This is a genomic window from Pseudomonas sp. FME51, from assembly GCF_014897305.1.
Genome location: NZ_JABUYN010000001.1, coordinates 642,130 through 657,371 on the forward strand (window position 1 = coordinate 642,130; position 15,242 = coordinate 657,371).

General features: G+C 39.9%; 20 protein-coding genes. 2 read left to right on the top strand and 18 right to left on the bottom strand.

The window, feature by feature from the left end; genetic code table 11:
* From INT39_RS03075 to yceD, 17 genes are all read right to left on the bottom strand, one after another.
* Positions 1-915: a phosphotransferase gene (locus tag INT39_RS03075; protein WP_319021308.1), complete on the bottom strand. Its 915-nt coding sequence runs from the start codon at positions 913-915 to the stop codon at positions 1-3.
* Positions 878-1,462, bottom strand: coding sequence for a penicillin-binding protein activator LpoB (locus tag INT39_RS03080; RefSeq protein ID WP_193014375.1), 585 nt, complete (start codon positions 1,460-1,462; stop codon positions 878-880). Before INT39_RS03080 ends, INT39_RS03075 begins: the two co-directional genes overlap by 38 nt.
* A gap of 17 nt (positions 1,463-1,479) precedes the next feature.
* Positions 1,480-1,881: a YcfL family protein gene (locus tag INT39_RS03085; RefSeq protein WP_193014374.1), complete on the bottom strand. Its 402-nt coding sequence runs from the start codon at positions 1,879-1,881 to the stop codon at positions 1,480-1,482.
* A 39-nt stretch (positions 1,882-1,920) separates the two neighbouring features.
* Positions 1,921-2,271 (bottom strand): purine nucleoside phosphoramidase, encoded by a 351-nt coding sequence (hinT, locus tag INT39_RS03090; RefSeq protein ID WP_193014373.1) that lies wholly within the window; start codon positions 2,269-2,271, stop codon positions 1,921-1,923.
* A gap of 42 nt (positions 2,272-2,313) precedes the next feature.
* Entirely contained in the window at positions 2,314-3,099 is a 786-nt protein-coding gene (locus INT39_RS03095; protein WP_193014372.1) for a metal-dependent hydrolase, read from the bottom strand.
* Between the two features lie 78 nt (positions 3,100-3,177).
* Positions 3,178-4,161: a DNA polymerase III subunit delta' gene (holB, locus tag INT39_RS03100; RefSeq protein ID WP_193014371.1), complete on the bottom strand. Its 984-nt coding sequence runs from the start codon at positions 4,159-4,161 to the stop codon at positions 3,178-3,180.
* Entirely contained in the window at positions 4,158-4,805 is a 648-nt protein-coding gene (gene tmk / locus INT39_RS03105) for a dTMP kinase (RefSeq protein WP_193014370.1), read from the bottom strand. Before tmk ends, holB begins: the two co-directional genes overlap by 4 nt.
* A 2-nt stretch (positions 4,806-4,807) precedes the next feature.
* Complete coding sequence (mltG, locus tag INT39_RS03110; RefSeq protein WP_193014369.1) at positions 4,808-5,830, bottom strand: endolytic transglycosylase MltG; 1,023 nt, start codon at positions 5,828-5,830, stop codon at positions 4,808-4,810.
* Positions 5,831-5,847: 17 nt separating this feature from the next.
* Complete coding sequence (pabC, locus tag INT39_RS03115) at positions 5,848-6,675, bottom strand: aminodeoxychorismate lyase (protein ID WP_193014368.1); 828 nt, start codon at positions 6,673-6,675, stop codon at positions 5,848-5,850.
* Between the two features lie 133 nt (positions 6,676-6,808).
* The gene (fabF, locus tag INT39_RS03120) at positions 6,809-8,050 is read right to left on the bottom strand and encodes a beta-ketoacyl-ACP synthase II (protein ID WP_193014367.1); all 1,242 of its coding nucleotides are present in this window, start codon (positions 8,048-8,050) and stop codon (positions 6,809-6,811) included.
* 74 nt (positions 8,051-8,124) lie between these two features.
* Positions 8,125-8,361 carry an acyl carrier protein gene (gene acpP / locus INT39_RS03125; protein WP_004247087.1) on the bottom strand — a complete coding sequence of 79 codons (237 nt, stop codon included), beginning with the start codon at positions 8,359-8,361 and terminating at the stop codon, positions 8,125-8,127.
* 157 nt (positions 8,362-8,518) lie between these two features.
* A complete protein-coding gene (gene fabG, locus INT39_RS03130) occupies positions 8,519-9,253 on the bottom strand; it encodes a 3-oxoacyl-ACP reductase FabG (RefSeq protein ID WP_193014366.1) in 735 nt (244 codons plus the stop codon).
* 8 nt (positions 9,254-9,261) lie between these two features.
* On the bottom strand, positions 9,262-10,194 hold the full coding sequence (gene fabD / locus INT39_RS03135; protein WP_193014365.1) for an ACP S-malonyltransferase: 933 nt from the start codon (positions 10,192-10,194) through the stop codon (positions 9,262-9,264).
* 19 nt (positions 10,195-10,213) lie between these two features.
* On the bottom strand, positions 10,214-11,167 hold the full coding sequence (locus tag INT39_RS03140) for a beta-ketoacyl-ACP synthase III (protein WP_193014364.1): 954 nt from the start codon (positions 11,165-11,167) through the stop codon (positions 10,214-10,216).
* A gap of 4 nt (positions 11,168-11,171) precedes the next feature.
* Positions 11,172-12,209: a phosphate acyltransferase PlsX gene (gene plsX / locus INT39_RS03145; protein ID WP_193014363.1), complete on the bottom strand. Its 1,038-nt coding sequence runs from the start codon at positions 12,207-12,209 to the stop codon at positions 11,172-11,174.
* Between the two features lie 24 nt (positions 12,210-12,233).
* Complete coding sequence (gene rpmF / locus INT39_RS03150) at positions 12,234-12,404, bottom strand: 50S ribosomal protein L32 (RefSeq protein ID WP_006537252.1); 171 nt, start codon at positions 12,402-12,404, stop codon at positions 12,234-12,236.
* Between the two features lie 5 nt (positions 12,405-12,409).
* Complete coding sequence (gene yceD / locus INT39_RS03155; protein WP_193014362.1) at positions 12,410-12,943, bottom strand: 23S rRNA accumulation protein YceD; 534 nt, start codon at positions 12,941-12,943, stop codon at positions 12,410-12,412.
* Between the two features lie 141 nt (positions 12,944-13,084).
* Here yceD and INT39_RS03160 point away from each other — a divergent pair, with 141 nt between their 5' ends.
* Entirely contained in the window at positions 13,085-13,684 is a 600-nt protein-coding gene (locus INT39_RS03160; protein WP_193014361.1) for a Maf family protein, read from the top strand.
* A 44-nt stretch (positions 13,685-13,728) separates the two neighbouring features.
* Positions 13,729-14,130: a hypothetical protein gene (locus INT39_RS03165; protein ID WP_193014360.1), complete on the top strand. Its 402-nt coding sequence runs from the start codon at positions 13,729-13,731 to the stop codon at positions 14,128-14,130.
* 104 nt (positions 14,131-14,234) lie between these two features.
* Here INT39_RS03165 and rluC read toward each other — a convergent pair whose 3' ends face one another.
* On the bottom strand, positions 14,235-15,188 hold the full coding sequence (rluC, locus tag INT39_RS03170) for a 23S rRNA pseudouridine(955/2504/2580) synthase RluC (RefSeq protein ID WP_193014359.1): 954 nt from the start codon (positions 15,186-15,188) through the stop codon (positions 14,235-14,237).
* Between the last annotated feature and the right edge of the window lie 54 nt (positions 15,189-15,242).

Here is a 15,242-nt window from a genome sequence, read left to right on the forward strand (position 1 = left end):
TTAATTCATCAGACTAAAATAGTGACGTAAAGGTTCAGACATTATTAAAAATGATTCATCTTTTGTTTGCTGCCAACGGACTTCATACCACATTAGCATCATATAAAAAATGAATGGTTCTCTTGAAAGAATACGTTCTCTTAACTCTTCTATAGAATAAAAAGAAATCTCTTTTGACTGCGTATAATGACAATGATACGAACAATAATAATCCAAAAATGTATTTTGTTGGATTTCATTTAATTGATTTGTGGCAAAGAACGTCATTAACGAGTCTGCGGTATCAATATCGGCAGCATATTCCCAATCAATAAATTTTATACCTGAATTACCAAGAAGAATATTCTCAACGTGTAAATCCATGTGAGCTGGCGCGTACTTTATGAGATTACACCGAGGTTGGCGTAAAAAATACTGTTGTAAGCCTAACCATCTCGCTGATAACCGTTTTTTATCTATACCCTGCCAATAAACAGATAACTCGTGGTTTAAATTAAGAGGAAATCCTAGCGGTGTTTGTTGATGTAATGTGGCTATTTTTTCAGCAAGGGGCTTTAAATAAGTGCTAAAAAGTGATTGATGAGTAAGATGTTTGCCAGGCAACCAATAAAGAAAAAACCACTCTTTATAACGTGCAGCAACTTTAGGTGATAAATTAGAGCCGGCAAGCTGCTTTAAAATGACATACTCTTTTCTTCCATGTACATAAAGCGCTTTTTTTTCATCACCATAATAGCGAGCGACCCAATCAATATCTGCATATTGTACGCGAAAAGCGCCACCGCCAGATCCTTCTAATGCAGCAACTTTCCATTTACTTAATGCCATTGCAGGGAAAAGCGCTTGCAAGGCATTAAGCAAACTTAGGTAATGCGGATCACTCAACTTGATGACGCCCAGTCCAAAGAATTTCACCAGAAGAAACCGACATTAACTGCATGCTGATGACGCGATTATCTTTTTTACCATCAACCGTTGAGAATAAAATATAATCTGCTTTTAAATAGCGAGCTAAGCCAATTGCGGCACTACGAAGACCAAGGCTGTCTTCTCCTGATAGACCTAGCGCTTTTCGTGCTGACATCATTTGTGCATAAGGTACCGTTTGTAACGCGCTAATACTATTAACTGATTCGATAATCGTATTGGCGGCATTAACTGCTTGGATATTTCCACCTGAGTTATTTTTAACATTATCAACAACGATTAATTTACCCGGTTCTAAATCGTCAGTAACTGCCATCTCTCTTATTAAAGGTGTCACTGCCGCATTCCAATTAATGCTAGTGATTTTAGGGGGTGTTGGCACTACTTCAATTGGTGGTTCTATCGGTTTAGAGGGTTCCTCTACTGGCACTGTAGGCGTAACAGGCTCTATAGGGACAGGCGGTTGTTGTGGCAACATGGATGGACAACCTGCTAATAAAAATACAGACATCGCCACAAATAGAAGTCTTTTCATACTCGCGTTACCTTATCCTAAGTAAAGAGATAAACTCTGACATAACTAATGGTTTTATCTGGCACATCAGCGCTAATTTCCATATCACCATCACCCAGAATAGTTACATCATTTACATGCCCAGCAGGCGATATTTCAAGCCCTTGTTCGTTATACCAGTAAAAACGATAACGGATAGAGACAGGATAAGATTGTGTATTTGATAGCATTACTGTCGCTCTTGTACCATTAGCATGGTGGTCGAGTGTCGGTTGCCCAGCCACAATACCCACGACTAATACTGAGGGCTCCATAATAATGGCCTGCTGACGATTAAAATAGAGTTTATTATCTGAATGAGATGATAAACATCCAGAAAGCAATGTCGTCATACATACAGCAATAAGTAATGCGTAAATAGCCTTACCTTGTCTTATCATGTATTACTTCCTGTTATCTTACTTTTAGCATCATATTGATTATTGGCTTAATAATGGCCCCAATGATTTACCACCCAGTAAATGCATATGGATATGGAAAACTTCTTGTCCACCATGTTTATTGCAGTTCATCACTAAACGATAGCCATCTTCAGCAATACCTTCTTGTTGGGCAATTTTTGCAGCAACCACAAAAAGGTGTCCTAACACTTGCTCATCTTCCGCAGTCACATCATTTACGGTGGGGATCAATTTATTAGGAATAATCAAAATATGTGTGGGTGCTTGAGGCGAAATATCACGAAATGCGGTAACTGTATCATCTTGGAAAACGATGTTAGCCGGAATTTCGCCACGAATAATCTTACTGAAAATTGTTTCTTCTGCCATTTCTATCACCTTATTATCTATTTTAATTCCTGAACAACTTAATTAAGCGGATAAATTTTGAATATGAAAAAGAGTAGCAAAATTACGTGTTGTTTGTTGTGCTAACGCTTCAACACTCACGCCTTTTAATACAGCCATATATTCAGCGACATCACGGACATAAGCGGGTTGATTTTCTTTACCACGATGCGGCACGGGTGCTAAATATGGCGAATCTGTTTCAACTAAAATTCTATCCAGTGGCACAATGCGTGCGGCTTCTCTAATTTGTTCTGCATTTCTAAATGTCACAATGCCTGAAAAAGAGATGTACATTCCAAGATCAAGTAATTTAGTCGCGGTTTCTTTATCTTCAGTAAAGCAATGTAATACACCACCACAATCTTGTACTTTCTCTTCTTTTAAAATCGACAAGGTGTCTTCACGAGCACTGCGTGTATGTACGATAACGGGTTTGTTGACTTGTCGACCGATACGAATATGCTCACGAAAAATATCACGTTGTAATGCCGCATTTTCTTGTTGGTAATAGTAATCTAACCCTGTTTCACCTAAGGCAACCACGTCGGGGGCTGCCGCTAAGCGTGCTAACTCTTCAACGTCATGACCTTCGTCTAAATTTAAAGGATGGATACCGCAAGAGAATGCGATATTGTCACGTTTTCCGATAAGCTCACGCATATTTTTGAAACCGGGCAAAGTTGTTGCTACAGCTAACATATATTGAACATCACGCTGCTGTGCTTTTTCGACAACATCATCAATATTTTTATGTAAATTTTCATAATCTAAGCTGTCGAGATGGCAGTGTGAATCAACTAAAAACATAACGTACTCTCATTTATCTGATATGACTTATAGATGTTATTTATTACAGCTAAACCGCAATTAATTTTATATGACGGATTAATTTCGTGTTACTAACTGATTTTCCCAATCTAGCAGTTGTTCTGCCAGTAATAATTCTTTGTTTAAGGCAGGAATAGTCATTATTTGATAACGACACTGTTTCCAGCCATCAATTGTGGTTAACAATACAGATGAAGGCCATTGTGATAATGCCATAATTAAAGGCTGTTGATCTTGGTTAACACAATAGGCTTGTGCATTTGTTTGATATTTTAATGCATCAAGTAACAGTGATAATAACCAGTACAATCGGCGATCAATATTATCTTGATTTAATTGTGGTAAAAATACATATAAATCATGTTGTTGTAAGCTGGTTTGTAACGCTTGACAGAAGGTATTTCTTTCTTGCCATTCATCTTTTAATAATGACAACGCCAAAAGAGGAGCTTGTTGCGATAAATTAAGCGCTGTTACCCCATTGGCATAAGTCATATTCGGTAACTGTTGCTGTAACCAATGTATTGCCGGCTGAATATCTGGCGTTGATAAATGGTAACAGAAACAACGACTACGTAATGTCGCTAATAAAACTTCAGGCTGTTGGCAATTCATTAAAAAATAAGTATTTTTAGGTGGCTCTTCTAACGTTTTTAACAATGCATTTGCTGCAGCTTCAGTTAATGCTTCGACATTTTTTATCCAAACCACTCTGGCACCACTTTGTTGAGCATGGTGTTCTAGTTTTTCAGTGATTTTTCTGACCGCTTCAATACCCACTGATGACTTACCTTTTTCACTTTGTAAAATATGCCAATCAGGGTGTGTTTCAGCAAGCATCAAGCGACAGCTATGGCACTCGTTACAACTTTTTAATCCCTGTTTATTCTGACACATTAACCAACGACTTAAGCCATAAGAGAGTGCCTCTGCCCCCATCCCTTCTGTTGCATGTAAAAGCAGAGCGTGATGACCTCGCCCTTCTTGATACATACTAATAAGTTGCCGATATGCCTGATTTAACCAAGGATACCAATTCATGATACTTTATTTTCCTGCTGGACTAACCATGTGGTTAGCGTTTGGCGGATATCTGCTTGTACTTTTTCGATAACTTGTGATGCATCAATGGTGATAATAGTCTCATCACCTTTAGCTAAGGCCTGATAACGCTCACGAGTACGATAAAAGAAGTCCATCGATTCTTTTTCAATTCGGTCTAACTCACCACGAGCCCTTGCTCTCGCTAAACCAATAGCAGGATCTAAATCAAGGTATAACGTCAAATCAGGGCGAAAATCACCAAGAACCGTATTACGAAGTGACAGCATAAGATCTTTATCCAAACCTCGTCCCCCACCTTGATAGGCTTGCGAAGAGAGATCATGCCTATCACCAATCACCCATTTCCCCTCGGCAAGGGCAGGTTTTATCACATTTTCGATAAGCTGAACGCGTGCGGCATATAACATTAATAATTCGGCTTTATCTGTAACTTTTTCGCCTTCAATACCTTGTTTGATAAGTTCACGCAATTTTTCTGCGAGCGGTGTGCCACCAGGCTCACGAGTAAATGCTAAGTTAGTAATGTTTTTTTCTTTTAATGTATCAATAACGGTTTGAATTGCACTGGTTTTTCCAGCGCCTTCTAATCCTTCAATTACAATAAATTTACTGTTGTTCATAATTATCTTTGTTGTAAGCGTCGATATTGTGCGACGGCTTTATTGTGTTCATTAAGTGTGGTTGAAAATTTATGACCACCCGTTCCATCAGCAACAAAATAAAGATAACGCGTATCCGCCGGATGTGCAGCAGCTCTAATTGAAGCAACACCTGGCATTGCTATTGGTGTTGGCGGTAATCCATCAATTTGATACGTGTTATAAGGGGTATAACCATTTAAATCACTACGATAAATCGTGCCTCTATATTTATCACCTAAACCATAGATGACCGTTGGGTCGGTCTGTAATCGCATGTTAGTTTTTAATCGATTAACAAAAACAGACGCGACTTTTGTTCTTTCCGCATCAATGCCCGTCTCTTTTTCAATGATTGATGCCATGATAAGCATCTCATAAGCCGATTTATACGGTAAGTCACTATCGCGTTTAATCCACTCTTCTTCTAATGTTTTTTCCATTTGTTGATAGGCACGTTTTAAAATTGCGACGTCTGTCGTACCCGCTGTGTAATGGTATGTATCTGGTGCAAACCAGCCTTCTAAATTCACTATTTCAGACTTTATTCCTATTTCTTGACGCAATTTATCGCTATCCATCGTATGAGCGATAATACTCAATTGAGGTGCTTGTTCAAAGATAGATTGCCAGTCTTTTAAACGGCTACCTTCAATAAAGCGGATTGTAAATTGAGCCTCTTTACCACTCTTGATGAGTAACAAAATATCTCGCAGTGTCATACCTTTTGTTAAACGGTAGGTTCCTGCTTTAAATTGGCTTAGTTCTGGTTTCGCTTTTAATAACATCTGAAAATAATCGCTTTCATTAAGCAGATTATTTTTTATTAATAGTTGCTCCATGGCAACACGCCCTGTTCCTGCTGGCACAGTCAGTAGCATTTCATCTTGTTTTACAACAATATTTTCTTCTAGGCCTCGAATATGTTGCATCATATACAATGCAACTGCACCAAGGCTAATCAATAAGGCAAAAAAAACTATCCATACTATTTTTTTTATCTTCATTTATAACTCATCAAATTCTATTTAAGTGACAAACAGTGTTGTAAAACAACATGATAATACTCTCTACAAGGATACTGATAGCACTTATCATCTGAAAAAGTAATGCGTGAAACTGGGATCACTGGCATCAAGCTATTTGTTAACCAAATTTCATCCGCATGATAAAGGGTTTCCGGTTTCTCTCTCACAATATCAATTTTCCAATGATAATTTTGAGCTATTTGAAAAATCGATTGGCGCATAATGCCATTTACGCCTGAATCTGTAAGATCAGGCGTAAAAAGAGTCTTTCCTTTACGCCAAAAAAGATTAGCAGCATTCGCTTCAACTAAATATCCTTCATTATCACACACCAATACATCATCAAATTCTGTTTTTTCTAAATGATACTTGATAAGCACTTGTTCTAAGCGGTTTAGATGCTTAATACCGGCTAACATGGGATTTCTCCCTAGAGTAACAGGACTAAGACCGAGCGAAACACCTTTATTTTGCTGGTGGCGATAATGTTCAGGATATGATGATAAAGAAGTTATTACTGTTGGTGTAAACAACCCATTAGGAGAATAGCCTCGGCCGCCATAACCACGACTGATAATCACTTTAATAACACCTTTTACTTGGGTATCTGAGGCGATATCAATAATATGGCGTTCTAATTCAGACCAATTAGGATAAGGCAAAAAAAGTACATCACAGCCTTGTTTTAAGCGGTTGATATGTGTAGACAATAAGGTGGGCTTTCCTTTTTCAATAGCCAGTGTAGTAAAACAACCATCACCAAATTGTATTGCTCTGTCACTTGCATCAACATTTTGCTGCTGTTGTCCGTTTACCCAATGCATCTAACACACCTTACATCTATGTTATTGATATCAATCTGCACATGATAAAACAACTGGCAGTAAAAGGACAAAATAAAAGACCCAGAATAATCCTGGGCCTTTAGGCATTTTTCAATTTTCTACAAAAAACGGTTTATACGCGCTTAAAGAGAATTGAACCATTAGTCCCACCAAAGCCAAATGAGTTACACAGAGCATATTCCATGTTCTCAACTTTACGTGCTTTATTGGGAACGAAATCAAGATGACATTTTTCGTCTTGATTATCGAGGTTAATAGTTGGAGGGACGATTTGATCGCGTAGCGAAAGAATAGTAAAGATAGACTCAATCGCTCCAGCAGCACCTAATAAGTGACCTGTCATCGATTTTGTTGAGCTAACTAACACCTCAGTGCCTTTGCCAAATACGTTTTCAACCGCTTGTGCTTCAGCCACATCACCGGCATTTGTTGATGTTCCGTGTGCGTTGATATACCCCACGACTGATGAAGCAATACCTGCATCTTTCAGTGCGTTTGTCATCGCCAACGCACCACCTTCGCCATTTTCTGCTGGTGAAGTCATGTGATAAGCATCACTGCTCATACCAAAACCAACCACTTCAGCATAAATTTTAGCGCCACGGTTTTTAGCGTGTTCGTATTCTTCTAAAACGAGAACACCCGCACCATCACCTAACACGAAACCATCACGATCTTTATCCCATGGACGGCTAGCCGCTTGAGGGTTATCGTTACGTGTAGATAATGCACGAACTGCACCAAAGCCACCCAAACCTAATGGTGTGGTTGCTTTTTCAGCACCGCCTGCGAGCATTGCATCTGCATCACCATAAGCGATAATACGTGCAGCATGTCCAATATTATGAACACCTGATGTACATGCAGTTGCGATAGAGATTGTAGGGCCACGAAGACCATACATAATGCTTAGATGTCCTGCAACCATGTTAATAATAGTTGAAGGTACAAAGAATGGGCTAATTTTACGAGGTCCACCATTTGTCATTGACGTGTGGTTTTCTTCGATAAGGCCTAAGCCACCAATACCAGAACCAATAGCAGCTCCAATACGACTTGCATTGGCTTCTGTTACTTCAAGACCTGAATCCGCCATGGCTTGCACACCAGCTGCAATACCATATTGAATAAAAAGATCCATCTTGCGCGCGTCTTTACGCGAAAGATTATAATCTTCATGATTGAAATCTTTAACCAATCCTGCGAATTTAGTCGCATGATGACTGGTGTCAAAATCTTCGATAAGGCCGATACCACTCTGTCCGGCACACACCGCTTCCCAAGAAGCTTCTGCGTTATTACCGACAGGAGATAACATGCCTAGTCCGGTCACAACTACACGACGCTTAGACACGCTTATCCTCCAAGGAGGGAAAAAGTTTAGGATTAAAAATATAGGCGGTCGAGTGACCGCCTAGATTAGCAAGCTTATTTACCTGCGTTTTCAACGTAATCAATAGCAGCTTGAACTGTAGTAATTTTTTCTGCTTCTTCGTCTGGGATTTCGATATCGAATTCTTCTTCCAGAGCCATTACCAGCTCAACTGTGTCAAGAGAATCAGCGCCTAAGTCATCAACAAATGAAGCCGAATTTACAACTTCTTCCTCTTTAACACCCAGTTGTTCTACAATGATTTTCTTAACGCGTTCGTCGATAGTGCTCATACTATTAAATTTCCTATCAAAACTCGCTTGCGCGATGATTTTCTTAGTTTATAAATACAGGAAAAGATCTAACCAATCCCGACTGTGTGGACTACTTTATTCGCTATATTTTGCATTATATTGTACGCAAAAAGCAAATATAAAGACGTCCCCATAATTAGATCATGTACATGCCACCATTGACATGCAATGTTTCACCCGTGATATAGCTTGCTTCATCAGAAGCTAAGAAAGCTACAGCACTGGCAATCTCTTTGGCATCACCTAAACGGTTAGCAGGAACTTGAGATAAAATACCTGCTTTTTGGTCTTCTGTTAATGCTCTAGTCATATCAGTTTCGATAAAACCAGGTGCAACAACATTCACCGTAATGCCACGGGAAGCAACTTCGCGTGCTAATGATTTACTAAAACCAATCACACCCGCTTTTGCCGCCGCGTAGTTTGCCTGTCCTGCGTTACCCATGGTTCCAACAACAGAACCAATGGTAATTATACGACCATAACGTTTTTTCATCATAGCACGCATAACTGCTTTAGACAGACGGAAGACTGATGAAAGATTTGTGTCAATAATATCTTGCCACTCGTCATCTTTCATGCGCATCAACAGGTTATCACGAGTAATACCTGCATTATTGACCAAAATATCAATTTCGCCAAATTCAGCACGCACATCTGCTAAAAATTTTTCGATAGAGTCGTTTTCTGTGACATTTAACACAAAACCTTTACCTTTATCGCCTAAATATTCGCTGATAGCTTGCGCACCATTTTCACTCGTTGCGGTGCCAATTACGATTGCGCCACGTGCAACTAAATCTTCTGCAATCGCACGGCCGATACCACGGCTTGCACCAGTAACTAGCGCTATTTTTCCGTCAAATCCCATGAGATCCCTCAGTCATTTCTTAATGCAGCATCCAATGATGCGATATCATTAACTGCTGTAGCATTCATTTCTTTAGAAATTCGTTTTGTTAAACCCGTTAATACTTTTCCTGGGCCGATTTCTAATAGTTGTGTGATACCTTTTTCAGCAATAAGCTCAACCGTTTCAGTCCAACGAACGGGATTATAAAGCTGACGAACTAACGCATCACGGATAGCATTAGCCTCGGTTTGTGCTTTCACATCAACGTTGTTAACGACCTGAATTTCAGGCTGTTTAAATTCAATTTCTTGTAATGCAACTGCAAGTTTATCCGCTGCAGGTTTCATTAAAGCACAGTGAGAAGGTACGCTCACAGCTAATGGTAAAGCACGTTTAGCACCCGCTTCTTTACATAAAACACCTGCGCGCTCTACGGCGTCTTTGTTACCCGCGATAACAACTTGACCAGGAGAGTTAAAGTTTACAGGTGAAACAACTTGCCCTTGTGCCGCATCTTCGCATGCCTTTGCAATAGCATCATTATCCAGACCAATAATGGCATACATTGCGCCTGTACCTGCAGGTACAGCTTCTTGCATAAGCTGTCCGCGTAATTCTACTAGTTTAATTGCTGCTGCGAAATCAATAACACCCGCACAGACTAAAGCAGAATACTCGCCAAGACTGTGACCTGCCATCATTTGTGGCATTTTGCCTTGTTTTTCTTGCCATACACGCCAAACAGCAACGGATGCTGCTAATAATGCAGGCTGTGTTTTCCACGTTTTGTTTAATTCTTCTTCAGGGCCATTTTGGACGAGATCCCAAAGAGAGTAACCCAATACATCAGATGCTTGAGCAAATGTTTCAGTCACTATCGGATAGTGCTCTGCAAGTTCTGCTAGCATTCCAACAGCTTGCGATCCCTGTCCAGGGAAAACCATTGCAAAATCAGTCATGTTTATTTTCCTGATAATATTAAAAACGGATAAGTGCAGAACCCCAAGTAAAACCTCCACCAAACGCTTCTAGTAAAATTAACTGACCACGTTGGATACGATTATCTCTCACAGCTTCATCTAACGCTGTTGGGACTGATGCTGCTGACGTATTGCCGTGGCGATCTAATGTCACCACTACTTTATCCATTGTCATATCCAGCTTTTTCGCTGTCGCTGAAATAATTCTTAAATTTGCCTGATGAGGCACAAGCCAGTCCAGTTCAGATTTATCAATATTGTTAGCGTCAAGTGTCTCATCCACTATGTGGGCAAGTTCACGAACTGCGACTTTAAAAACTTCATTTCCTGCCATTGTAACGTAAGCAGGTAACTCTTCATTTTCTCTACTCTGGTAAGGCAATGCTAATAAATCGCCAAAACGTCCATCTGAATGTAAATGGGTAGAGATAATGCCGTTTTCTTCTGATGCACCCACTACTGCGGCACCGGCTGCATCACCAAATAAAATAATAGTACCGCGATCTTCAGGATCTAAAGCATGGGATAATCTGTCTGCACCGATAACAAGAGCATGCTTGACAGAACCTGCTTTAATAAATTGATCCGCAATACTTAATGCATAAACAAAACCTGAACATGCCGCAGCAACATCAAAGGCAATACAATCACGGATACCCAGTGTATTTTGAATTTGACATGCAGCACTCGGAAACGCATGTGAACCCGATGTTGTTGCAACGATAATCAAACCAATATCTTGTCTATCAATGCCTGACATTTCTAATGCATTTTCAGCGGCACCTGCCCCCATTACGGCAACGGTTTCTTCTTCTGTTGCAATCCGACGTTCATGAATACCTGTTCGGGTAACAATCCACTCATCAGATGTTTCAACCATTTTTTCTAAATCGGCATTAGTTCGCACTTGTACAGGCAAGTAACTACCAGTACCTAAGATTTTTGTATACATTCTATCAATCGCTCTTGGGTAATACTGTTGTCAGTCGTGAAGCGATCCGTTCTGGGATTTTTCGCTCGACGGCATGAACAGCCTGTTCTATTGCTGCTGTAAACGCGCGTTCATTTGCGCCACCATGGCTTTTAATGACGATACCGCGTAATCCTAACAGAGAAGCACCGTTATACTGGTCGGGGTTCATGTGTCCAAAACGCTTAATTAGCCGTTTTTGTAACCACTTCTTCAATATTTTCATCCACCACGACGTTTTTTTATTTTCGGTAGTAGAAGATTTAATCAATGAAAGGAAAACTCTAATAACCCCTTCCATTGTTTTAAGGGAGACATTACCTGCGAAGCCATCACACACCAGAACATCAGTTTTGCCTGTCAGTAACTCATTACCTTCAACATAACCAATATAATGAATATTAGGTGTCGATTTTAATACTGTAGCGGCTTCGCGGATATTATCTAATCCTTTACTCTCTTCTTCACCAATATTTAAAAGGGCAACTTTAGGTGAATCAATTCCTGCTATTTCTTCAGCCATCACTGCACCCATAATCGCAAACTGTACCAGCATTTTGCTATCACAGTTAACGTTGGCGCCTAAATCAAGAACAACTGTCTTACCTTTTTTCTGGTTAGGCAATATTGACACCAGCGCAGGACGTTCAATTCCATCAATTGCATTAAGCCGAAGTTTTGCTAATCCCATTAATACGCCAGTATTACCTGCACTTACACATGCTTGTGCTTCACCTGTTTTCACCAGATCAAGTGCCACTCGCATTGAAGTTCCTTTACTCGCCCTAATGGCTTGTGAAGGTTTAGCATCATTGGCGACAATATGCTCTGCGGGTATAACGTGTAAACGGGAGATTAGCTCGGCATTTTGATTTGCAAGCAGAGGAGAGATAGAGTCTGGTTGACCTACCAGCAATATTTTTAAATGAGGATTAGATGCCAGCGCCCGCAAACAAGCAGGCACTGTGATGCGAGGACCGAAGTCCCCGCCCATCGCATCTAACGCTATGGTTAGATTTGTCAAGGTATCAACGAGCTATAAAGCTAATTACTTGTTGATAACCTTGCGACCACGGTAGTAACCGTCAGCAGTTACATGGTGACGCAGGTGAGTTTCACCAGAAGTTTTGTCAACTGAAACTTGAGTTACTGTCAGCGCGTCATGAGAACGACGCATACCGCGTTTAGAACGAGTTGGTTTGTTTTGTTGTACGGCCATTGACCTTACTCCTTAGTACTTTTCTTTAAACTGGCTAATACGGCAAATGGGTTTGGTTTCTCTGATAATTCCTCAGGGAGTTCACCAAACACCATATCCGCGTCGGACACTTCACAGTGTTCAAAATCATGTACCGGAACTACCGGCAAGTTGAGGATTATTTCATCTTCAATCATCGCCAGCAAATCTATTTCACCAAATTCGTTTACACCGACTGGTTCATATCCTTCCGGTAATGCCTCGGCCCGTTCATCACTGACAACAGGGCTAAAACAATATGTTGCGTGAACATGATAGGGAAAATGGCCACCACAACGCTGACATTCTAAAGTAACATCCACATCGGAATGTCCTTTAATCACGGCAAGACGCTGATGGTCTATATCAAATGATAAAGCCACATCAATATTACTGTCCACACTGACCACTGATTCAGCTAAGCGGCTTACTTGCTCTGGAGAATAATGACCGTCATAGTCTAAACTCTTCTGAGCGGCTCGCAGCGCATCAATGGTCAGGGGTAATTTTACCTTTTGCATAAGGCGCGCATATTATCTTTGTAATGGAATATAGTCAAAGAAAAAGGCGGTTTATCTACACCTTTCCACCAAAATTCGCTTTATCAGCGGCGCATAGTTTAGAATGTCAGGCATCATTTTGCTACGGATTTTAAAAAAAATATGTTGCCACTCGTTCTTGCGTCTACTTCACCCTTTCGAGCTCAGTTGCTGAAAAAGCTTGGAATGCCTTTTATACAGGCGTCTCCAGAAATTAACGAAACCCCAATGCCCACAGAGTGTGCACACGATCTTGTTACTCGCTTATCCTATGAAAAAGCCAGCGCTTTACAAGCTAAATTTCCACATCACCTTATAATTGGTTCTGATCAAGTTTGTGTGCTGAATAAAAAAATCACGGGCAAGCCCCATAATTTTGATAATGCTTTTACACAATTAAAACAAGCATCAGGGCAATGTGTCTCGTTTTATACCGGATTAACAGTATATAATAGCTTAACTTTAGAGCATCAAACACATTGTGAATTATTTCAAGTCTACTTTCGCCATTTAACAGATGATGAAATTACCTGCTATTTAAATAAAGAAATGCCTTTCAATTGTGCCGGAAGTTTTAAATCAGAGGGGTTAGGTATCACCCTTTTTGATAAGTTCGAAGGGGATGATCCAAATTCTTTAATTGGTTTACCACTTATCCGATTGAATAAAATGTTACTCTCGCAAAGAATAAACCCATTATTTTTCTCTGATGATCAAAAATAATTTGCTCATCTTATTTTTAATCTTATGTAGCGATAAAGCGTATTATGAATAAACTAACATCAGTCTTAACAGCATTAGTGATGGCAGCAGCATTAGTAAGTTGTTCTGATGAAAAAGATACTGAGATATCCACAACTAAGACGGCTAGCACAGCAAGTATTCTTCAAGACAGTGTAGTTTCAGATAAAAAAGACGACAACGTGTCCTCATTTAAAAAGAATTTTGTCAGCAGCTGTCTATTAGGTTCAGGCATTACTGATGATGCACTGATGCCTCAAATTATCGAAGTGTGTGGATGTACTTACGATAGCATCATTAAAAATTACGGTATTACAGAGTTTATCCGTGTTGACATGGAAATGCGTAAAAACGGTTCTAAATCACTCCCTAAAGAGTGGGACATTGATAAAATTGTTGAGCAATGCATGACTAAAGTAGAGGGCTAATCGTGTTTTAGTTTGCCGTTTTTTTTCAGTCCATTTAAGCAATACGCCCAGCTAATTGGGCGCATTGAACTTTCGGATTTTCTGCCGCAATAAAAATGAGCGGCTTAAGATTTTTGACTACGTAATACTTGTAAACAATGACGTAATTGATTATCCATAGGCGCTTCAATTCGCATTTGTTCGCCCGTTGATGGGTGAGTAAACGTTAAAGAACTTGCATGTAAAAATAAACGATTAAGTTTTGTTCCTACCAATTGAGTATCAAAATTACGATCACCATAGCGATCATCAAATGCAATAGGATGACCTGCATGTAATGCATGAACACGAATTTGGTGTGTTCTTCCTGTCACAGGACTGGCTTTTACCAGCGTAGAAAACTCAAAACGTTCTTCCACTTTAAAACGTGTTTCTGAAGGCTTACCTTCATTACTTACTTTCACTATACGCTCACCACTTTGTAAAATATTTTTCAATAAAGGAGCTTGCACGACTTTAGCATGAGATTGCCACTCTCCGCGTACTAATGCTAAGTAATCTTTTTGCATCTGTTTTAAGCGTAATTGCTCATGTAATGCACGTAATGCCGAGCGTTTTTTCGCAATTAACAATACGCCAGAGGTATCTCTGTCAAGACGATGCACTAGCTCTAAAAACCGAGCTTCTGGGCGTAATGCACGTAATCCTTCAATAACACCAAAGCTTAATCCACTTCCACCGTGCACTGCCGTACCTGATGGCTTATTAATCAGCATTAGGTGATCATCTTCATATAAAATACAATTTGTGAGTGCTGCAACTTTATCTAATTTTGGTGAAACCGCAATTTCTTCTTTTTCAGCTACTCGTACCGGTGGAATGCGAAGGATATCACCCGCATTCAATTTATATTCTGGTTTAATTCGCCCTTTATTAACCCGAACCTCCCCTTTACGGATAATTCGGTAAATCATACTTTTTGGTACACCTTTTAAGCGTGCCAGTAAAAAATTGTCGATACGCTGGCCGGCTTCATCGCCATCAATGGTGACGAACTGAACTTGATTAAATGATTTCATAGTGGCGATTCTTGGGCTCTCTTAAAATAAAAATTACAAATAACTTAATGGTGC

Bases quoted from the DNA above. Each gene is read 5' to 3' on its own strand.
- fabG (WP_193014366.1), bottom strand. From the start codon at position 9,253: ATGGGATTTGACGGAAAAATAGCGCTAGTTACTGGTGCAAGCCGTGGT.
- INT39_RS03140 (WP_193014364.1), bottom strand. From the start codon at position 11,167: ATGTATACAAAAATCTTAGGTACTGGTAGTTACTTGCCTGTACAAGTG.
- rluC (WP_193014359.1), bottom strand. From the start codon at position 15,188: ATGAAATCATTTAATCAAGTTCAGTTCGTCACCATTGATGGCGATGAA.
- acpP (WP_004247087.1), bottom strand. From the start codon at position 8,361: ATGAGCACTATCGACGAACGCGTTAAGAAAATCATTGTAGAACAACTG.
- INT39_RS03165 (WP_193014360.1), top strand. From the start codon at position 13,729: ATGAATAAACTAACATCAGTCTTAACAGCATTAGTGATGGCAGCAGCA.
- INT39_RS03080 (WP_193014375.1), bottom strand. From the start codon at position 1,462: ATGAAAAGACTTCTATTTGTGGCGATGTCTGTATTTTTATTAGCAGGT.
- holB (WP_193014371.1), bottom strand. From the start codon at position 4,161: ATGAATTGGTATCCTTGGTTAAATCAGGCATATCGGCAACTTATTAGT.
- mltG (WP_193014369.1), bottom strand. From the start codon at position 5,830: ATGAAGATAAAAAAAATAGTATGGATAGTTTTTTTTGCCTTATTGATT.
- tmk (WP_193014370.1), bottom strand. From the start codon at position 4,805: ATGAACAACAGTAAATTTATTGTAATTGAAGGATTAGAAGGCGCTGGA.
- yceD (WP_193014362.1), bottom strand. From the start codon at position 12,943: ATGCAAAAGGTAAAATTACCCCTGACCATTGATGCGCTGCGAGCCGCT.
- rpmF (WP_006537252.1), bottom strand. From the start codon at position 12,404: ATGGCCGTACAACAAAACAAACCAACTCGTTCTAAACGCGGTATGCGT.
- pabC (WP_193014368.1), bottom strand. From the start codon at position 6,675: ATGCATTGGGTAAACGGACAACAGCAGCAAAATGTTGATGCAAGTGAC.
- INT39_RS03095 (WP_193014372.1), bottom strand. From the start codon at position 3,099: ATGTTTTTAGTTGATTCACACTGCCATCTCGACAGCTTAGATTATGAA.
- hinT (WP_193014373.1), bottom strand. From the start codon at position 2,271: ATGGCAGAAGAAACAATTTTCAGTAAGATTATTCGTGGCGAAATTCCG.
- INT39_RS03085 (WP_193014374.1), bottom strand. From the start codon at position 1,881: ATGATAAGACAAGGTAAGGCTATTTACGCATTACTTATTGCTGTATGT.
- INT39_RS03160 (WP_193014361.1), top strand. From the start codon at position 13,085: ATGTTGCCACTCGTTCTTGCGTCTACTTCACCCTTTCGAGCTCAGTTG.
- fabD (WP_193014365.1), bottom strand. From the start codon at position 10,194: ATGACTGATTTTGCAATGGTTTTCCCTGGACAGGGATCGCAAGCTGTT.